This is a genomic window from Promicromonospora sp. CA-289599, from assembly GCF_050936155.1.
GTDB lineage: Bacteria > Actinomycetota > Actinomycetes > Actinomycetales > Cellulomonadaceae > Promicromonospora.
This window is the reverse complement of the sequence record NZ_JBNJNI010000001.1, coordinates 5564990-5580674: the sequence shown is the minus strand read 5'-3', so window position 1 is coordinate 5580674 and position 15685 is coordinate 5564990. Positions and strand designations below refer to the sequence as shown.

Sequence of the window (15685 nt, the reverse complement as noted above, 5' to 3'; positions counted from 1 at the left end):
ACGCTGTACGGCTGGGAGCGGGCTAGCGCTGGTGGCCCGGCAGCTCGCCCCGGAGGGAAGCCATGAGCTCGGCCTCGCGCTCGGCGCGCGCCGTGGCGAAGTCCGACCGGAAGGTGTGCGCCATCCGGTTCAGCCGGACGCCCGCCTCGTCCACGGCGGCCGCGGCGCGCTCGCTCACCGCTTCGGGCGTGTAGCGCGCGACGACCTGGCGGCCCTTGCGGATGACGACGACCGTGACGGCCACCCCGACGCCCACCCAGAACAGGCGGCGGATCATGCTCCGGCCTCGGTGTGCTTGCCGGACCGGCCCTTGGCCTGGCCGAAGGCCTGGCGCACGCCGTAGGAGAACGCGGCGACCTTGACGAGCGGCTTGCCGAGCGTCGCCGCGTACAGCCCGGTCAGCGCCGAAACGTTCTCGCTGACCGACGCCGCCGACGTGGTGATCGTGTCGACCTTGACGAGCTGGGTGTTCGCGGACGCGACGGTGGCCGCTGCCTCGTCGAGGATCGGCACCGAGTGCTCGGTGACGTCACGGACGCTGGAGCGCGCCTCGTCGAGGAGCTTGCCCAGCTTCCACAGGGGAACGGCGAGAAAGCCCACGAGGAGCACGAACGCGATGGCCGCGATCAGTCCCGCCACGTCTCCGAGGTCGCCGAAGGTCATGCGCAAACTCCTACCTGAAGGTCCGCTGGTGGTCAGCTGGTGCCCGGCCCTGAAGCTCTGTCAGAGCTGTCGGCCGGAACCGTTTGTCACCCTATCCCGGACGCCGCCGCCCGCGCCCCGCCAAACGACAGCAGGACGCCCCGCCTGCGCCGAGGCGCGGACGGGGCGTCCTGTACTACCGAGCAGGCCGGGTCAGCGAGCGTAGAACTCGACGACCATCTGCACGTCGCAGGTCACGGGGACCTCGGCACGCTTCGGCTTGCGGGTCATCGTGGCCGACAGCTTCTCGAGCTGCACGTCCAGGTAGCCCGGCAGGGCCGGCAGCACGTCGCGGTGCGCACCGGCGGCGGCGACCTGGAACGGCACGGTGGCCTGGCTCTTCGGCTTGACCTGGATGGTCTGGCCCGGCTTCACGCGGAACGAGGGGCGGTCCACGATCTTGCCGTCCACGAGGATGTGGCGGTGCGTCACGTGCTGACGCGCCTGCAGGATCGTGCGGCCGAAGCCGGCACGCAGCACGACGGCGTCGAGGCGGGTCTCGAGGTCCTCGACCATGACCTCACCGGTCAGGCCGGCCTGCTTGCGGGCGTTCTCGTACACCTTGAGCAGCTGCTTCTCGCGGAGCATGTACTGCGCACGCAGACGCTGCTTCTCGCGGAGACGCACCGCGTAGTCCGACTCGGTGCGGCGACGGGCACGGCCGTGCTCACCAGGCGGGTAGGGACGCTTCTCGAAGTGCTTGACGGCCTTGGGCGTGAGCGCGAGGCCCAGCTTGCGGCTCAGGCGCACCTGACGGCGCGCACGGGTCACAGAAGTCACTGTGAATTCCTGTCCTGTAGTGAATGAAGGTCACACCCGCGCACAGCTCTCCCGCGAGGGGGAACCACACCGGGTGCGGGACCAGCCGATGGAACGGGTGGGTGGATCAGTGATCCGACCATCCCGTTCGCGGGGCCGAGGTCCCAGGGGGTCGCCATGGGCAACCTGAACATCTTAGCGCACGTCAGGCGATCGGCCTGCCGTGGGGCGGGTCACTCGTGCCCGTCACTTCCCCTCGCTGCCCAGGATCCCCCTGATGCGCTCCAGCCGCTCCGAGACCTGCCGCTCGTAACCGCGGTCGCTCGGGTCGTAGTAGCGCGAGCCGGCCAGGACGTCGGGCAGGTACTGCTGCGGCGCGACGCCGTGCGGCCAGTCGTGCGCGTAGCGGTAGCCGTCGCCGTGCCCCATCTGCTTCGCGCCCGAGTAGTGCGCGTCGCGCAGGTGCGGCGGTACGGTGCCGATCCGCCCGGCACGTACGTCCGCGAGCGCCGCGTTGATGCCCACGTAGGCGGCGTTCGACTTCGGTGCGGTGGCCAGGTGCACGACGGCCTCGGCCAGCACGAGCTGCCCCTCGGGCATCCCGATGAGCTGGACCGCCTGTGCGGCGGCGACGGCGGTCTGCAGGGCGGAGGGGTCGGCCATGCCGACGTCCTCGGCCGCGGAGATGACCAGGCGCCGGGCGATGAAGCGGGGGTCCTCCCCTGCGGCGACCATGCGGGCGAGGTAGTGCAGGGCGGCGTCGACGTCGGACCCGCGGATGGACTTGATGAAGGCGGAGATGACGTCGTAGTGCTGGTCGCCGTCGCGGTCGTAGCGGACGGCGGCGACGTCGACGGCGCGCTCGACGTCGGGCAGGCCGATGCGGGGCACGGCATCCTCGTCGCCGCCCGTCGAGACGTCGTCCGACAGCACGGCTCCCGCCGCGGCCTCCAGGATGGTGAGCGCCTTGCGGGCGTCGCCGCCGGAGAGCCGTAGGAGGTGCTCGGTCGCCTCGTCGTCGAGCTCCACCGCCCCGCCGAGGCCGCGTTCGTCGGTGACCGCGCGCAGGATCAGCTCGCGGATGTGCTCGGTCTCCAGGGGACGGAGCGTGAGCAGCAGCGAGCGGGACAGCAGGGGCGAGTTCACGGAGAAGCTGGGGTTCTCGGTGGTCGCGGCGACGAGCGTGACCCACCGGTTCTCGACGCTGGGCAGCAGGGCGTCCTGCTGGGACTTGGAGAAGCGGTGCACCTCGTCGACGAAGAGCACGGTCTCGTCGCCGCCCGTGGCGAGGCGGCGACGGGCGTCCTCCACCACCTGGCGCACGTCCTTGACGCCTGCGGTGACGGCGCTCAGCTCGACGAAGCGGCGCCCGGACACGGTGGCGACGAGGTAGGCGAGCGTGGTCTTGCCGGTTCCGGGCGGGCCCCACAGGATCACCGACGACGGCGCCGCACGGCCGCCCGCCCCGGGTTCGATCAGCCGGCGCAGCGGGGACCCGGGCTCGAGCAGGTGCTGCTGCCCGGCGATCTCGTCGACGGTGGCCGGGCGCATGCGCACGGCGAGGGGTGACGACGACCGAGCAGCCGGGGTGCCGGCCGTGTCGGTAGTCGCGGCATCGAAGAGATCGACCATGCCCCCAGCCTACGGACGCTCACCGACATGCCCGGCCATGCCCGGCACAGCCGGTGCGGGTCTACGTCGCCGGCGACTCGTGGGGCGGGTCGACGTCGCCGGGCGGGCCGGCCTCGTCGTCGGCCCGCTCGTCAGGCGCGCCGTCGTCGGGATCCTTGCGGAGCGTGCTGTACACGGACCAGGCGACGGCGATGAGCGGGACGGCGATGATCGCGCCGAGGATGCCACCCACCACCGTCCCGCAGGTCACGCCCAGCGCGACGACCACCGGGTGCAGCGAGACCTGCTTGCCCATGATGAGCGGCTGCAGCACGTGCCCCTCGAGCTGGCCGATGCCCGCGATGCCGAGCGTGACGATGAGGGCGATCAGGAGGCCGTCGGCCGCGAGCGCCACGACCGCCGCGATGATCATGGCCAGCGGCGCGCCGATGAGCGGGATGAAGGTACCGATGAACACCAGGACGGCCAGGGGTGCGGCCAGCGGCACGCCGAGGACGGACAGGAAGATGCCGGCCAGGATGCCGTTGGTGATCGCGACGAGCACGATGCCGCGGGTGTAGCCGGAGAACGTGTACCAGCCGGCGCCTGCGACGGCGTGCCATCTGCTCCGGGTGCGGGCGGGCACCTGGGTCATGAACCAGCGCCACATCGTGGCGCCGGACGCGAGGAAGAAGACGGTGCAGAAGATCGCCAGCACGAGGACGGCGACGCCCTCGACGATAGAGCCGGCGCTCTCGGCGGCCGTGCCCACGAGGGTCTGGGCGTTCTCCTGGATCCAGTTGGCGGCGTCGTCGATCCACTGGTCGCGCGTGTCGACCTGGACCTCGACCGGGAACGAGTTGTTCTCGATCAGGTCGACTATCTGGTCGATGCCGGTGTTGAACTCGCCTGCGAGTCGTTCCCACTGGCCGGCGACGGACACGATGACGTAGGTGAGGAGGCCGCCGATGACCAGCACGCCGGAGAGGATGGCGGCGGCCGTGGCCAGGGGGCGGGGCATCACCCGGTCGTAGAGGTCGGTCAGCGGGTTGAGCACCGCGGTGATGACGAGTGCCAGGAACACGGCGACGAAGACGATCAGGACCTGCGTGACAGCCCAGAAGACAAGGGCGATGGCGGCGACGAGCAGGATGAGGCGCCACGACCAGCCGGCGGAGGTGCGCAACCAGGGTGGTGGTGCGCCCTCGGCCGGCGCCGGGTCGTGCGGCACGGTCTTCGGGGGTGGTGCAGGGTCAGGCACCGATTCAGTCTGCCTCATGGTGGGACGCGGTGCCTGACGCCGCGCCCGACTCTGTGCCCGACCCTGCGACCAGTACCGGAGTCTTGCGCAGCGTGCTGATCACTGCCCAGGTCACCGCGGTGAGCGGCACCGCGACGACGGCGCCGAGCAGGCCGCCGAGCACCGAGCCCCCGGCGACCACGAGCGCCATCACCACGGGGTGCAGCGAGACCTGCTTGCCGGTGATCAGCGGCTGAAGGACGTTGGCGTCGATCTGTGCCACGACCACCATGCCGATGAGCACCACGAGCGCCAGCACGGGGCCCTTGGCGGCCAGGGCGACGAGCGCGGCGACGACGATGGCGGCGACCGGGCCGATCATGGGCACGAACGCCCCGAGGAACACCACCACGGACAGCGGGAGCGCGAGCGGCACGCCCACGACTGTCAGGAAGACGCCGGCGAGCGCGCCGTCGGCCAGGGCGACGAAGAACATGCCGCGCGTGAACCCGGAGAACGAGGTCCAGCCCGCGACCGCGGCGCTCTCCCAGCGGTCGTGCCGGTCGGCGGGGACCAGGGACAGCACCCAGCGCCACATGCGGCTGCCCTGGGTCAGGAAGAACACCGTGCAGAAGATGGCGAGCACGACGGCGGTCGCACCCTCGCCGATGATCCCGGCGCTCTCGGCGGCGGTGCCCGCGTACGAGCCGGCGTTCTCCTGGAGCCAGGCGCCGCCGTCCTTCAGCCAGTCGGTGGGTGTACCGAGGCTCGCGACGAGCGGGATGTCGGTGACCAGCACCGCGAGGTCCGTGAGGCCTGTGCCGAACTCCGCGGCCAGCTCCTCCCACCGGCTCACCACGGAGGACACCACGTAGGTCACGAGCCCGCCGACGGCGAGCACCGCGGTCAGCAGGGACGCGGCCATCGCCAGCCCGCGGGGCATCACGCGGTCGTACAGGTCCCCGAGCGGGAGCAGCACCGAGGTGAAGACCAGGGCGAGGAACAGCGCGACGAACACGAGCTGGACCAGGCTCACCACGTAGAAGATCAGGGCCACCGCGAGCCCGATGCCGATCAGCTTCCACGCCAGGTCGCCGGTGGAGCGGATCCAGGGTGCCCCGAACCCTGCCCCCGCCGGAGAGCGCCCGGCCAGAGGCTGCCCTGGCAGAGACTGTCCTGGCAGAGACTGGGGGGTGGTCGGCGACTCCGCCGCTGTCGTCGGCGCTACCGTCGGCGCGTCAACCGTCATCGCCATGCTCCCACTATTGTTTTTGGGCGAATTGTCCAGGCGGACGTTAGCGGCAGGTCGCAGCTCCCGACAACTGGCACGGCTACGGGTGCTCGTGCGCGAGCATCGCGTAGTTCAGCTCGGTGGCCCACACGCCGTCGTCGGGCCGGATGTCGCTCTCCACCAGGCGGGCCTCCAGCCGCATGCCGAGGCGCTCGCACACCCTTGTCGACGGCGTGTTCTCCTCGTCGATGCGCGCGAAGACCCGGTGGAACCCGTAGTCCTCGAACGCGAGGCCGAGCGCCGCGCGGACGGACTCGGTGGCATAACCGTGTCCCGCCACGTCCGGGCGGAACCCGTAGCCCACCTCCACCTGCCCGGTACCGGGTGCCCACTTCAGGAGCACCTCGCCGATGACGTCCCTGCTCGCGCGGTGGGTCACCGCCATCACCAGCACGTCACCCGGCATGGTGAACGGGGCGCCCGACCAGTCGACGAGCTTGCGCGCGGCGAGCTCGGGCGTCCACGGGGGCTGGAACATGTAGCGCGCCACCTCCGGCAGCGAGCGCCACGCGTAGAACGCGTCGGCGTCCGCGGGGGTGACCGGACGCAGCTCGAGCCGTTCGGTGGTCAGGGGCCAGTGCGGGGTAGTCACGTCTTGCGAGTGTGCCAGCCGGTCGTGGGTGCTCGCACGTACGGTGGATCGCACGCGACCCAGGTCACACGCTTTTCGATTCGGAACCGACCCGACCTGCGTGCTATGTTTTTCCACGCACCGAGAAGGCGGAAACGCCGGGAACGGTCCACCTGTCCGGGTGGCGGAATGGCAGACGCGCTAGCTTGAGGTGCTAGTGCCCTTTATCGGGCGTGGGGGTTCAAGTCCCCCTCCGGACACTCGTTGAGACAGCGACTCAGAAGGCCCCCGACCTCCACGTCGGGGGCCTTCTGTGTTGTCCGGCGGAAGTGCTACCGGGCTACCGGCGCGTCCAGAGCTGGTTCGCCGCGCCCGTGCACGTCCAGAGCAGCACCGCGGTGCTGTTGGCGGTGAGGTTGCGGTCGACGTCCAGGCACAGGCCGGACCGCACACTGCGGATCGTGCCGTCGGCCTGGAACGTCCACTGCTGGTTGTTGCCGCCGTTGCAGTCCCAGAGCTGCACCCGGGTGCCCGCCGTGGCGTCGAGCGGGGCGTCGAGGCACTTGCCCAGCGACCGCAGCGTGCCGTCCGTCGCCGTCCACGTCTGGTTCGCTCCTGAGTGGCAGTCCCAGATCGCCAGGCCGGTGCCGTTGGCCGTGGCGCTGCCCGGAACGTCGAGGCAGCGGCCCGATGCGGAGCTGACCAGCGTGCCGGTCGGCGGCTCGGACGTGCCGCCAGGGTTTACCTTGAACAGCGCGACGCCGTGCGCGGCGACCTGTGCGGTGAGCTGTCCGGTGGTCGCGCCCGTGGCGCCGGTCCACAGCTCGCGGTGCGAGTGCGTGCCGGAGCCGAGCCCGACCTGGCCGAGCGTGGTCGAGATCTGCCGGCTGCCGGAGCCGCGGTTGAGCAGAGCGACCGCCACGGAGCCGTCGGCGAGCGGCTTGGCCCAGACCTCGGCGTCACCGTCGTCCCGCACCCGGTCCGCCTGTCGCACCAGCGGGTCCTGGTCGATCGCGAGGACGTCGCGGTTGGTGAGGACCGCACGCACGTCGGCGCTCATGTTCCTCAGGTCGTTGCCGGCGATCAGCGGGGCGCTGAGCATCGCCCACATGCTCTGGTGCGCGCGGTTCTCCGTGGGCGTCAGCGTGTTCCGCACGCCGACCATGAGCATGTCGGGGTCGTTGTACCGTCCGGGCCGGGTCCACTCGCGCATCGGCTCGATGATGTCGAGGGCTTCCGTGATCCCGACGAAGCAGTCGGCCGACGGCGAGCAGCCCGTCGACCAGGCGTCGTCCAGGTCCTCGGAGGTGCGCCACATGTCCGAGAACTCGCCCCAGCCGGGGTAGGTCGGGGCGGTGTTCGAGTGGGCGCTGTTCGGGTTGATCGAGTAGACGATGGGGCGGCCGGTGGCCTTCAGCGCGTCACCGAACTTCTTGAACAGCGCGGCCTGCTCCGTCACGGTGCCGCGCGGGTCGCACCAGTCGTGCTTGACGTAGTCGACGCCCCACGAGGCGAACAGGTTCGCGTCCTGGGTCTCGAACCCGTTCGACGACGTCCCCGGGAGGTTCGCGAAGTACTGGTTGCAGGTCTTCTCCCGCGGCGCGTGGTAGATCCCGAACTTCAGCCCACGGGCGTGGATGTAGTCACCCAGCGCCTTCATCCCCGACGGGAAGCGGTCCGTCCGGGCGCGCAGGTTGCCTGCCCCGTCCCGGGTGTCCTGCATCCAGCAGTCGTCGACGACGACGTACTGGTACCCGGCAGCGGCCATGCCCGAGCTCACCATGGCGTCCGCCGTCTCACGCACCATCTGCTCGTTGATGTTGCAGTAGAAGGTGTTCCAGCTGTTCCAGCCCAGCGGAGGCAGCGGCGCCGGCTCCTCGACGGTCGGGTCGGGCGCAGCAGCGGCCGCGGTGGTGGTGGTGGTGGTGGCGGTGGTGGTGGCAGCGGTCGTGGACGGAGCAGCGGCACCAGCCACCGGTACGACGGCGAGCATGGACGTGGTCAGTGCGGTCGCGGCGAGCAACGAGAGCCGGCGGCGACGAGACAGGTTCTTCACGAGCACTCCTTCGTGCGGGGTGAGGTGGGCGGTGAGTGGTGCTCTACGGGGCGGTCAGGTCGGACCGCCGCACGGTGACCTCGCCGCCGAGGGAGGTGGTGGCGTAGTTGAGGATCCCGAAGCGGTGGGGAAGGCATCATTGACTTCCTCTCATCGATGGACGAGCACTTGCGCAGGAGCGCTGGACACGGATCCGAGGAGTCAGTGCCGGGCGCGAGGCCGCATCAGCTTCGATTCGGGAGACCTTGTGAGCGCTAACATCAGGGCGATACTGGCAGGCACTCACCCTGAGTGCAATGGCCAGACAGAGAGTTAAACGATTCTTCTACTTCTCTGACAGGTCGACGCCATCCTCCGCGAGGCCCCGCACCAGGCACCTGCTCCTAGCGGCACCCACCGGTTCGGGGGCATCATGAGGAGCGTCGGGGGCGGCCGGTATCTCGCGAGAGGAACTGCGGCATGGAGCTGTCGAAGCGAGCCCTCGCGGCACGCGACGCGATCGAACCCGTCACGTCGTTCTTCCTCTCGCTGCGTGCCGTGGACGGCCGGCCCGGGGTCGTGGACCTGACGTTCGGCGACCCGCACGAGATGCCGCTGCCCGCGTTCGTCGACGCGCTGCGGGCGAACCTCGAGCCGCGCGCCGAGGACTGGTTCGCCTACAAGAGCAGCCAGGCGCCGGCACAGGAGGCGGTCGCCGCCGGTCTGCGGGACGAGCTCGGGCTGCCCTTCGAGCCGGACGACATCGCCCTGACCCAGGGCGCCTTCGGTGCCATATCGGTCGCGTTCCGGCTCGTCGCCGACGTGGGCGACGAGGTGGTGGTCCCGCAGCCGGGCTGGTTCTACGCCCCGATGCTCGGCGCCGCGGACCTGGTCGCCGTCAAGGCGCCGCTCGACCCGGACACCTTCGACCTGGACGTCGACGCCGTCGCCCGGGCGATCACACCCCGCACGCGCATCGTCGTCGTCAACTCGCCGGCGAACCCCACCGGCCGCATCTACACCAGAGACCGGCTGGCCGAGCTCGCGGAGGCGCTCGAGTCGGCGTCGGTACGAGGCGGCCGGCGGATCTGGCTGCTCTCCGACGAGCCGTACCGGCGGCTCCGCTTCGACGGCATCAACTTCACGAGCCCCGCCGCCTGCTACCCGTGGACCCTGATCGACTACAGCTACGGCAAGGTGCTGCTCGCTCCCGGCCAGCGCCTGGGCTACCTCGCGCTCTCACCCCTGATACCCCGTGCGGAGCGCGCCGAGCTGCGCGCCGCGATGCTGCCGCTCCAGATGGGGATGGGCTGGGGCTTCCCGGACGCCGTCATGCAGTACGCGGCGCCCGCCCTGGAGACCGTCTCGATCGACGTGGCGGAGCTCGAACGGCGCCGCGACCTCATGGTGCGTGCGCTCGGCGCTGCCGGGTACGCACTCACCGTCCCTGAGGGCGCGTTCTACCTGTGGGGCGCGGCGCCGGGCGGCGACGCGACCGCCTTCGTCGCCGCACTCGCCGAACGCGGTGTGTTCGTGCTGCCGGGCACCGTGTTCAACAGCCCGGGCTACTTCCGGATCAGCCTGACGGCGACGACAACCATGCTCGAGAAGGCGCTGCCCGCCCTGCGCGAGCTCGGCCCCGGCTGACGCCGCCCAGCCTCGGACAGGATCAGGCGCCGGGCTTCGGCCCGGGCCCGACCCTGTACTGGTTCAGTTCTTGCCGGCCAGGCGCCAGACCTGGTTCCTCTTGGTGTCCAGGGCACTGGCGGAGTCACAGGTCCACTGGTGAACCTGTGCTCCGACGGCGGTGGAGATCCCGCTGACGTCCACGCACTTGCCGCTGTGCACCGCGACGAGCTGGTAGTCGTCGTCGGCGACCTGCCGCAGCGTGAACCGCTGGTTCGTGCCGCCGTGGCAGGTCCACTGCTGGACCGCCGCGCCGTCGGCGGTGGAGGCGCCACCGACGTCGAGGCACTTGCCGCTGTGCTGGTTCACCAGGGAGTAGGCGTCCGCCACCCCTGACACCGGGCGGAAGTCGAACCGCTGTTCCGCACCGGCGCCGCAGGTGTGCTGCCGGTACTGGGTGCCGTCGGCGGTGCTCCGGTCGGGGTCGTCCAGGCAGTGCCCGCTGTGCTGGGCGACGGCGGTGGACGAGAAGGCGGCCTGGCCGGCGGCGAACTGCCACCAGTTCATGTTGAACAGGAACCCGCTGTCACCGGCGAAGCGCAGGTAGAGATCGTGGGTCCCGGTAGCACCGGTGACGGGACACGAGACAGTGCTCCACGCCTGCCAGCCTCCGGTGCCCGGCACGGTGCAGGTCCCGACCGTCGGCCCGGTAGGACTGTCCAGGTGCAGCTCGACCCGGCCGCCGCTGGTATCTGAGGCCACCCTGGTGGTGAACGAGCTCGCGCCGGAACCGAAGGCTACGCCCTTGACCTTGATGTAGTCGCCGTCCTCGATCCAGCCGACGTTCATCCCACCCTCGCTGGAGGGTTCGGTCTCGATGCCGCTGCCCCACGCGATGGTCTCGGCCTCCTGGCGGACATAGGGATCGAGCGTGCCGACTTGCGGCGCCCCCTCAGTCGTCATGTTCATGGCCGGAATGGTGCCGTCGGCGTCGTAGCTGAACTTCTCCACCGCGACCGACCGCGTGAAGCCGCCACCGCCCGGCAGAGCGCCGTTGTGGTAGAAGAAGTACGAGCCGCCCTTGAAGTCCACGATCCCTGGGTGGTTGGTGAAGCTGCCGCCCTGGGCGGGCATGACCGTTCCACGGTAGGTCCACGGCCCGGTCGGACTGGGTGCCGTGGAGTATGCGATGAACTCCTGGCAGCAGTTGGCCGCATACACGTTGTAGTACAGACCGCCCCGTTTGTAGACCCAGGGTCCTTCTTCGTACAGCGTGGGACGGTCCGGGTTGCCGGTGCGGGTGCCGAACCCCGCGGTGGTCAGCGGTATCTGCGTCGGGCTGCCGGAGTACGAGATCATGTCGGCGTTGAGCCGCACGTACCAGAGATTCGGGTTGCCGTAGTAGAGGTAGGCCTGGCCGTCGTCGTCGATGAAGACGGTGGGGTCGATCTCGGAGTTCTGGATCAGCGGACCACCGATCGCGTCACGGAACGGTCCGGTGGGGCTGTCCGACACCCCGACCCCGATGGCTCCCGATCCGTTGGACATGCGCACCGGCACGTACCAGTAGAACTTGCCGTCGCGCTCGACGGCTTGCCCCGCCCAGGCGTCCGAGCTGGCCCAGCTGAAGGTCTCCAGGCTCATCGGCGAGCCGTGATCGGTCCAGTTCACCATGTCCGACGAGGACGACACCCGCCAGTCCTTCATCACGAAGGACGTGGAGCCGTCCTCGTCGTGCCCGGTGTACAGGTAGACCCGGCCGTCGTGGACCAGCGGTGACGGGTCGGCCGTGTAGACGTGTTGCACGATCGGGTTGTCCGCCTGAGCCGCGGGCGGAACAAGAGCCGCCGTGCACAGGAGGCTCAACGCCACGGCGAGGACGCGTTTCGACGTCCGCTGAAGTGTGAGTTTCACTGTTCGATCCCCTCGTTCGGATGGAGTTGCTGCGGCAGTCGCGAACCGGTGGCCGGCTCCGCCGATGAGCAGCCGCCTGCGGCTGATGGAGAACTCGATCCAGGACGTGCGCGACGGCGGCGTCATCGATCGAGAACCAGAAGTCGGCATGAGCGAGAAAGGGCAGACATGATCCTCCTTGATCAAGGCCGAACGGTTCACCCGAGAGGGCACACCAAGACGCCTGCCCGCGCGAAGAAGTGAGCGCTAACATCCTTCGACGGAGCAGGCGGAACTATCCACGTTCTGATGAGAGCGACTCTGCCTGGTAAGTCTGGCTTGACCCAATTGTGAGCGCTAACAACGTCACACGTCAAGGGTCTGACGTCATACGTCAGGGTCGACCGCTCGGTCACGGGTCGCGCTCGGCCAGCTCCCGGAACTCGTCGGGCACGGCACCGCCACGGCGCAGCACGACGGGCAGGTAGCCGACGGCGTCACCACCGAACCGCGTGCGGATCGCGTCCATCGACTCGTCGACGGCGCGCCGTGCCGCGCCCTGCGCGGCCGCGACCGGCACGGGCAGCGTGAGGGACCGCGTCGCCCGGTGCATACCCGCGAACCGCACCGCGACCGTCACGGTGCGGCCCGCGCGCCCCTTGGCACGCAGCCGCCGCGACACCCGGTCGGACAGGTGCGCCACGACCGCCCGGACGTCGTCGGGCTCGGGGCGGCGCCGGCTCAGGGCGGACTGCGCCCCCACGGAGCGTGCGCGGCGGCTGGTGACGACCCGGCGAGGGTCCTCGTCGTGCGCCATCGCGCTCAGCTTGTGCCCGACGGCTTGCCCGAGGATGTGCTCCACCGCCGACGACGGGGTCCGTGCCAGCTCACCGATCGTCCGGATGCCCAGGTCCGCGAGGCGCCGCTCGTTCACGGGGCCCACGCCCCAGATCAGGCCCACCGGCAGAGGGTCGAGGAAGGCCCGCTCGGCGCCGGGGTCGACGACGACCAGGCCGTCCGGCTTGGCCACCTGGGAGGCGATCTTCGCGAGGTGCTTGGTCCGCGCGGCGCCGACCGAGATGGAGAGCCCCACCTCGGTCCGGACGCGCGTGCGGATCCGCGCGCCGATCGCGGCGGGCGGGCCGAACAGGTGCGTCGCACCCGCGACGTCGAGGAAGGCCTCGTCGATCGAGATCCGCTCGACCGTGGGCGTGACGTCCGCCAGGACGGCCATCACGGCGTCCCCCAGCCGCTGGTACTCGCCGAAGTGACCGCCCACGAACACGAGGTCAGGACAGAGCCGGGCCGCCCGCCAGCCGGGCATCCCACCCTGCACCCCGTGCGCCTTGGCCTCGTACGAGGCCGCGAGGACCACTCCCCCGCGCGGCCCGCCGCCGACGGCGACCGGCCGACCGCGCAGGGCGGGATCCAGCAGCTGCTCGACCGACGCGTAGAACGCGTCGAGGTCGGCATGCAGGATCGTGGCGCCGAGCCCGTCAGGGATTCGCGTACATCCGCACGACGACCCGGTCGAAGCGCCGCATCTCGAGATCCCGGCGGTCGATGGTCCAGTACAGGATCCCCATCGGCACACCGACCCACTGTGCGAGCACCACCCAGTCCCCACGGGCCGGGTCGCCCATGCCGTCGAAGTCGTAGGCGTGACCACCGAGCTGCCACTCGCCGCCCTCGTCGGACTGCTCGGACCAGACGGCCTGCAGCGTCTCCGCGTGGGGGTGCGCGGCGCGGGTCTCGGCGTCGAGCGGGCAGGACGGCAGGGACACGCCGGGGACCAGGCGGAGGTCAGGCCTGCGCCGCAGGGACTCGTCCAGGTCCTCGGGAGAGTCGTAGCCGTAGGTCTCGTGGTCGAGAGCGACAACCCGCTCCTCGACCGGCGTCCCCGCGGGGACGTGCACGGCGCCGCCCGCGAGGAGCTCGTCCTCCAGCTCGACGTTCGCGAACAGGAGCACCTGACCGTCGGGCGGCAGCGGCAGGTCGGTGGCGTCCGGCGGGATCGCCGCCAGGTCGAGCGTCACGATGAGCTGGTACTCGGCGCGGTAGTCGGGCTCGAAGACCGCGGCAGGGGTGGGCACGTCCGGCGGTAGCAGCAGCGGGCCACCGAGCCGGCCGACGACGGGGCCACCGCCGTCGGGCGCCGTGCGCAGTGCCGGGCGTGCGAGCCCGAGCCACCGGTCGACGTCGTCCGCCGGGACGCCACGGTCGAGCGCCTGTTCCTGGAACCGGTCCAGCCACCACAGCGTCGACGCCGGCAGGGTCCGGACGGACGCGGGCAGCACCCCCTCCCCGAACTCCCAGCCGGGCTCCGGCGCGACCGCTCCCAGCTCGCCGAGCTCCGCGAGCCACTCCGCTGCGGACGAGCGCGTGCTCGCGTCGCCGTCGGACAGCTCAGACAGAGCAGCCCGCGCGGTGGCCCGGGCGCCCGGGTGCTCACCGAGCATCCGCCGGGCGGGCAGACGATGGCGGTCCCCGCCCAGGGCGAACGAGGCAAGACGCGGGACCAGCGCCTCGGGGGTTGCGGGGAACCGTTCGAGGATCGTCAGGATCATCGTCCTCGTGTCGACGGCGTAGTGGTCCGGGTGCCGTTTCCCGTCGCCGCCGTCGAGGTACTCGTCCGCGAGGTCGAGCCGTTCGGCGAACAGCGGCCACCAGCGCTCGGCGTCCTCGGGCGTGAGGGTGGCACCGATCTTCCGCCCCCAGTCGTCCAAGCGGGTGATGAGCAGCTCGGCGGTCCAGCGGTCCGCGTCGTCCGCTCCGGCGGCGCGCCGTGCGTCCCGCAGGGCGCGCACGTCGGGCAGCAGGGCGAGCCTGCTCTCGGCAATTCGCCAGGCACGGTCCTCGTCCTTCCCGCTCCCTGGCCGCAGGCCGTGCAGGGCCTGCAGCTCCTCCGCGAGCGCCGCGTCCTGCGGCGCCGCGACGGGAGGCACGGGGACGGCCGCCTCCGCCGAGCGCAGCACCCGCACGCGGAAGGCGGCCCGGCGCAGGAGCCGCTCGCGGTCCGGGTCCAGCGGCCCGGCGACGGCGTCGCCGCCGTCGACGGCCAGGGCCTCCTCGATCGCCACGACGCCGTCGTCGAGGTCGCCCAGGCGGGCGAGGACGTCCGGCAGCCGGTCCGGCGGCGCGGTCCGTAGGTGCCTTCTCAGCGCGTCGACCTGCCTGGGCCCGTCGAGCCGGGACAGCGTGGCCAGTGCCTGGGCGCGGACGCCGGCGTCCGCGTCGACGGCCAGCCGGGCGACCAGATCCGCGTGCGCTCCCGGAGTGTGCGCGCACCGGGCTGCCACATAGGTCCGGACGTGGAACTCCGACCCGGTGGCGACCTCCGCGAGCATGTCGGTGTGCCGGGCGAGGTACGCGACACCCGCGTCACCCTCCAGCATGTGGTGCCGGCTGCGTGCCCAGTGGTGGTGGTCCACGTACAGCAGTGCCGACAGGGTGGAGTGCACTGCTGACCGGCCGGGCGCGTCGCCGGCCCTCGCGATCTCCTCGACGAGGTCCGGGTTCCACCGCAGCCGGACGTCGGCCGCGTCGGCCGCGTCCGTGGCGGTGCTCGCTCGCCCGACGTCGTGGGTCAGCGTGGCCAGCCATGACGGCTCGCCGTCCCCCGCGGCCCGGCCCGAGGCCGCGTGCAGCACCTGCCCGAACCGGGCGAGCAGGCCGACGGGCGCTCCCTTGTAGATGGCGAGCCGCGCGGCCTCGGCATCCCGCCGGGTCCACCCGGGATGCAGCTCGACGACGGCGTCCGTCAGCTCGGCCGGGTGGTACCCGCCCGGCTCGGCGATCATCCTCGTACCGCGCGGCCGTTCGCGCAGCAGCTCCAGGACGCCCGGCCCGGTGCCACGCAGCACGTGGTCCACTGCGGGGTCGGAGACCTGCGCCACCTTGAGCGGCGCGAGAGCCTCACGCACCGCGGACGCCGTTTCCTCGTCGAATGTGTACATA

At 71.1% G+C, this 15685-nt stretch carries 12 protein-coding genes and 1 tRNA gene; 2 read left to right on the top strand and 11 right to left on the bottom strand.

The window, feature by feature from the left end; genetic code table 11:
- Nucleotides 1-22: 22 nt before the first annotated feature.
- The 7 genes from ACQEVI_RS24775 to ACQEVI_RS24745 form a co-directional block, all read right to left on the bottom strand.
- Nucleotides 23-277, bottom strand: a complete 255-nt coding sequence (locus tag ACQEVI_RS24775; RefSeq protein ID WP_432904305.1) for a hypothetical protein — start codon at nt 275-277, stop codon at nt 23-25.
- Nucleotides 274-663, bottom strand: coding sequence for a DUF948 domain-containing protein (locus ACQEVI_RS24770; protein WP_357506046.1), 390 nt, complete (start codon nt 661-663; stop codon nt 274-276). The genes ACQEVI_RS24775 and ACQEVI_RS24770 overlap by 4 nt, the downstream gene beginning before the upstream one ends.
- Before the next feature lie 192 nt (nt 664-855).
- Complete coding sequence (rpsD, locus tag ACQEVI_RS24765) at nt 856-1482, bottom strand: 30S ribosomal protein S4 (RefSeq protein ID WP_275004421.1); 627 nt, start codon at nt 1480-1482, stop codon at nt 856-858.
- A 225-nt stretch (nt 1483-1707) separates the two neighbouring features.
- A complete protein-coding gene (locus ACQEVI_RS24760; RefSeq protein WP_432904301.1) occupies nt 1708-3093 on the bottom strand; it encodes a replication-associated recombination protein A in 1386 nt (461 codons plus the stop codon).
- 61 nt (nt 3094-3154) lie between these two features.
- Complete coding sequence (locus tag ACQEVI_RS24755; RefSeq protein WP_432904298.1) at nt 3155-4333, bottom strand: AI-2E family transporter; 1179 nt, start codon at nt 4331-4333, stop codon at nt 3155-3157.
- 4 nt (nt 4334-4337) lie between these two features.
- Nucleotides 4338-5567 (bottom strand): AI-2E family transporter, encoded by a 1230-nt coding sequence (locus ACQEVI_RS24750; RefSeq protein ID WP_432904295.1) that lies wholly within the window; start codon nt 5565-5567, stop codon nt 4338-4340.
- 76 nt (nt 5568-5643) lie between these two features.
- A complete protein-coding gene (locus ACQEVI_RS24745) occupies nt 5644-6195 on the bottom strand; it encodes a GNAT family N-acetyltransferase (protein ID WP_432904292.1) in 552 nt (183 codons plus the stop codon).
- A gap of 154 nt (nt 6196-6349) precedes the next feature.
- Here ACQEVI_RS24745 and ACQEVI_RS24740 point away from each other — a divergent pair.
- Nucleotides 6350-6434: transfer RNA gene (locus ACQEVI_RS24740), tRNA-Leu, on the top strand.
- An 80-nt stretch (nt 6435-6514) separates the two neighbouring features.
- Here the strand turns inward: ACQEVI_RS24740 and ACQEVI_RS24735 are convergent.
- The gene (locus tag ACQEVI_RS24735; RefSeq protein ID WP_432904290.1) at nt 6515-8230 is read right to left on the bottom strand and encodes a glycoside hydrolase family 27 protein; all 1716 of its coding nucleotides are present in this window, start codon (nt 8228-8230) and stop codon (nt 6515-6517) included.
- A 459-nt stretch (nt 8231-8689) separates the two neighbouring features.
- Between ACQEVI_RS24735 and ACQEVI_RS24730 the strand changes: the two genes are divergently transcribed.
- A complete protein-coding gene (locus ACQEVI_RS24730) occupies nt 8690-9856 on the top strand; it encodes an aminotransferase class I/II-fold pyridoxal phosphate-dependent enzyme (RefSeq protein ID WP_432904288.1) in 1167 nt (388 codons plus the stop codon).
- 63 nt (nt 9857-9919) lie between these two features.
- Here ACQEVI_RS24730 and ACQEVI_RS24725 read toward each other — a convergent pair whose 3' ends face one another.
- From ACQEVI_RS24725 to ACQEVI_RS24715, 3 genes are all read right to left on the bottom strand, one after another.
- Nucleotides 9920-11749 (bottom strand): family 43 glycosylhydrolase, encoded by a 1830-nt coding sequence (locus ACQEVI_RS24725; RefSeq protein ID WP_432904285.1) that lies wholly within the window; start codon nt 11747-11749, stop codon nt 9920-9922.
- A gap of 391 nt (nt 11750-12140) precedes the next feature.
- Nucleotides 12141-13322 (bottom strand): DNA polymerase IV, encoded by a 1182-nt coding sequence (dinB, locus tag ACQEVI_RS24720; RefSeq protein WP_432904283.1) that lies wholly within the window; start codon nt 13320-13322, stop codon nt 12141-12143.
- Nucleotides 13225-15684: a DUF1963 domain-containing protein gene (locus tag ACQEVI_RS24715; protein ID WP_432904280.1), complete on the bottom strand. Its 2460-nt coding sequence runs from the start codon at nt 15682-15684 to the stop codon at nt 13225-13227. The genes dinB and ACQEVI_RS24715 overlap by 98 nt, the downstream gene beginning before the upstream one ends.
- Nucleotide 15685: the final 1 nt, after the last annotated feature.

What these genes read in the sequence shown, in the direction of transcription:
- ACQEVI_RS24715 (WP_432904280.1), bottom strand. Translation starts at nt 15,684, where the DNA reads ATGTACACATTCGACGAGGAAACGGCGTCCGCGGTGCGTGAGGCTCTC.
- ACQEVI_RS24775 (WP_432904305.1), bottom strand. Translation starts at nt 277, where the DNA reads ATGATCCGCCGCCTGTTCTGGGTGGGCGTCGGGGTGGCCGTCACGGTC.
- ACQEVI_RS24750 (WP_432904295.1), bottom strand. Translation starts at nt 5,567, where the DNA reads ATGGCGATGACGGTTGACGCGCCGACGGTAGCGCCGACGACAGCGGCG.
- ACQEVI_RS24770 (WP_357506046.1), bottom strand. Translation starts at nt 663, where the DNA reads ATGACCTTCGGCGACCTCGGAGACGTGGCGGGACTGATCGCGGCCATC.
- ACQEVI_RS24730 (WP_432904288.1), top strand. Translation starts at nt 8,690, where the DNA reads ATGGAGCTGTCGAAGCGAGCCCTCGCGGCACGCGACGCGATCGAACCC.
- ACQEVI_RS24760 (WP_432904301.1), bottom strand. Translation starts at nt 3,093, where the DNA reads ATGGTCGATCTCTTCGATGCCGCGACTACCGACACGGCCGGCACCCCG.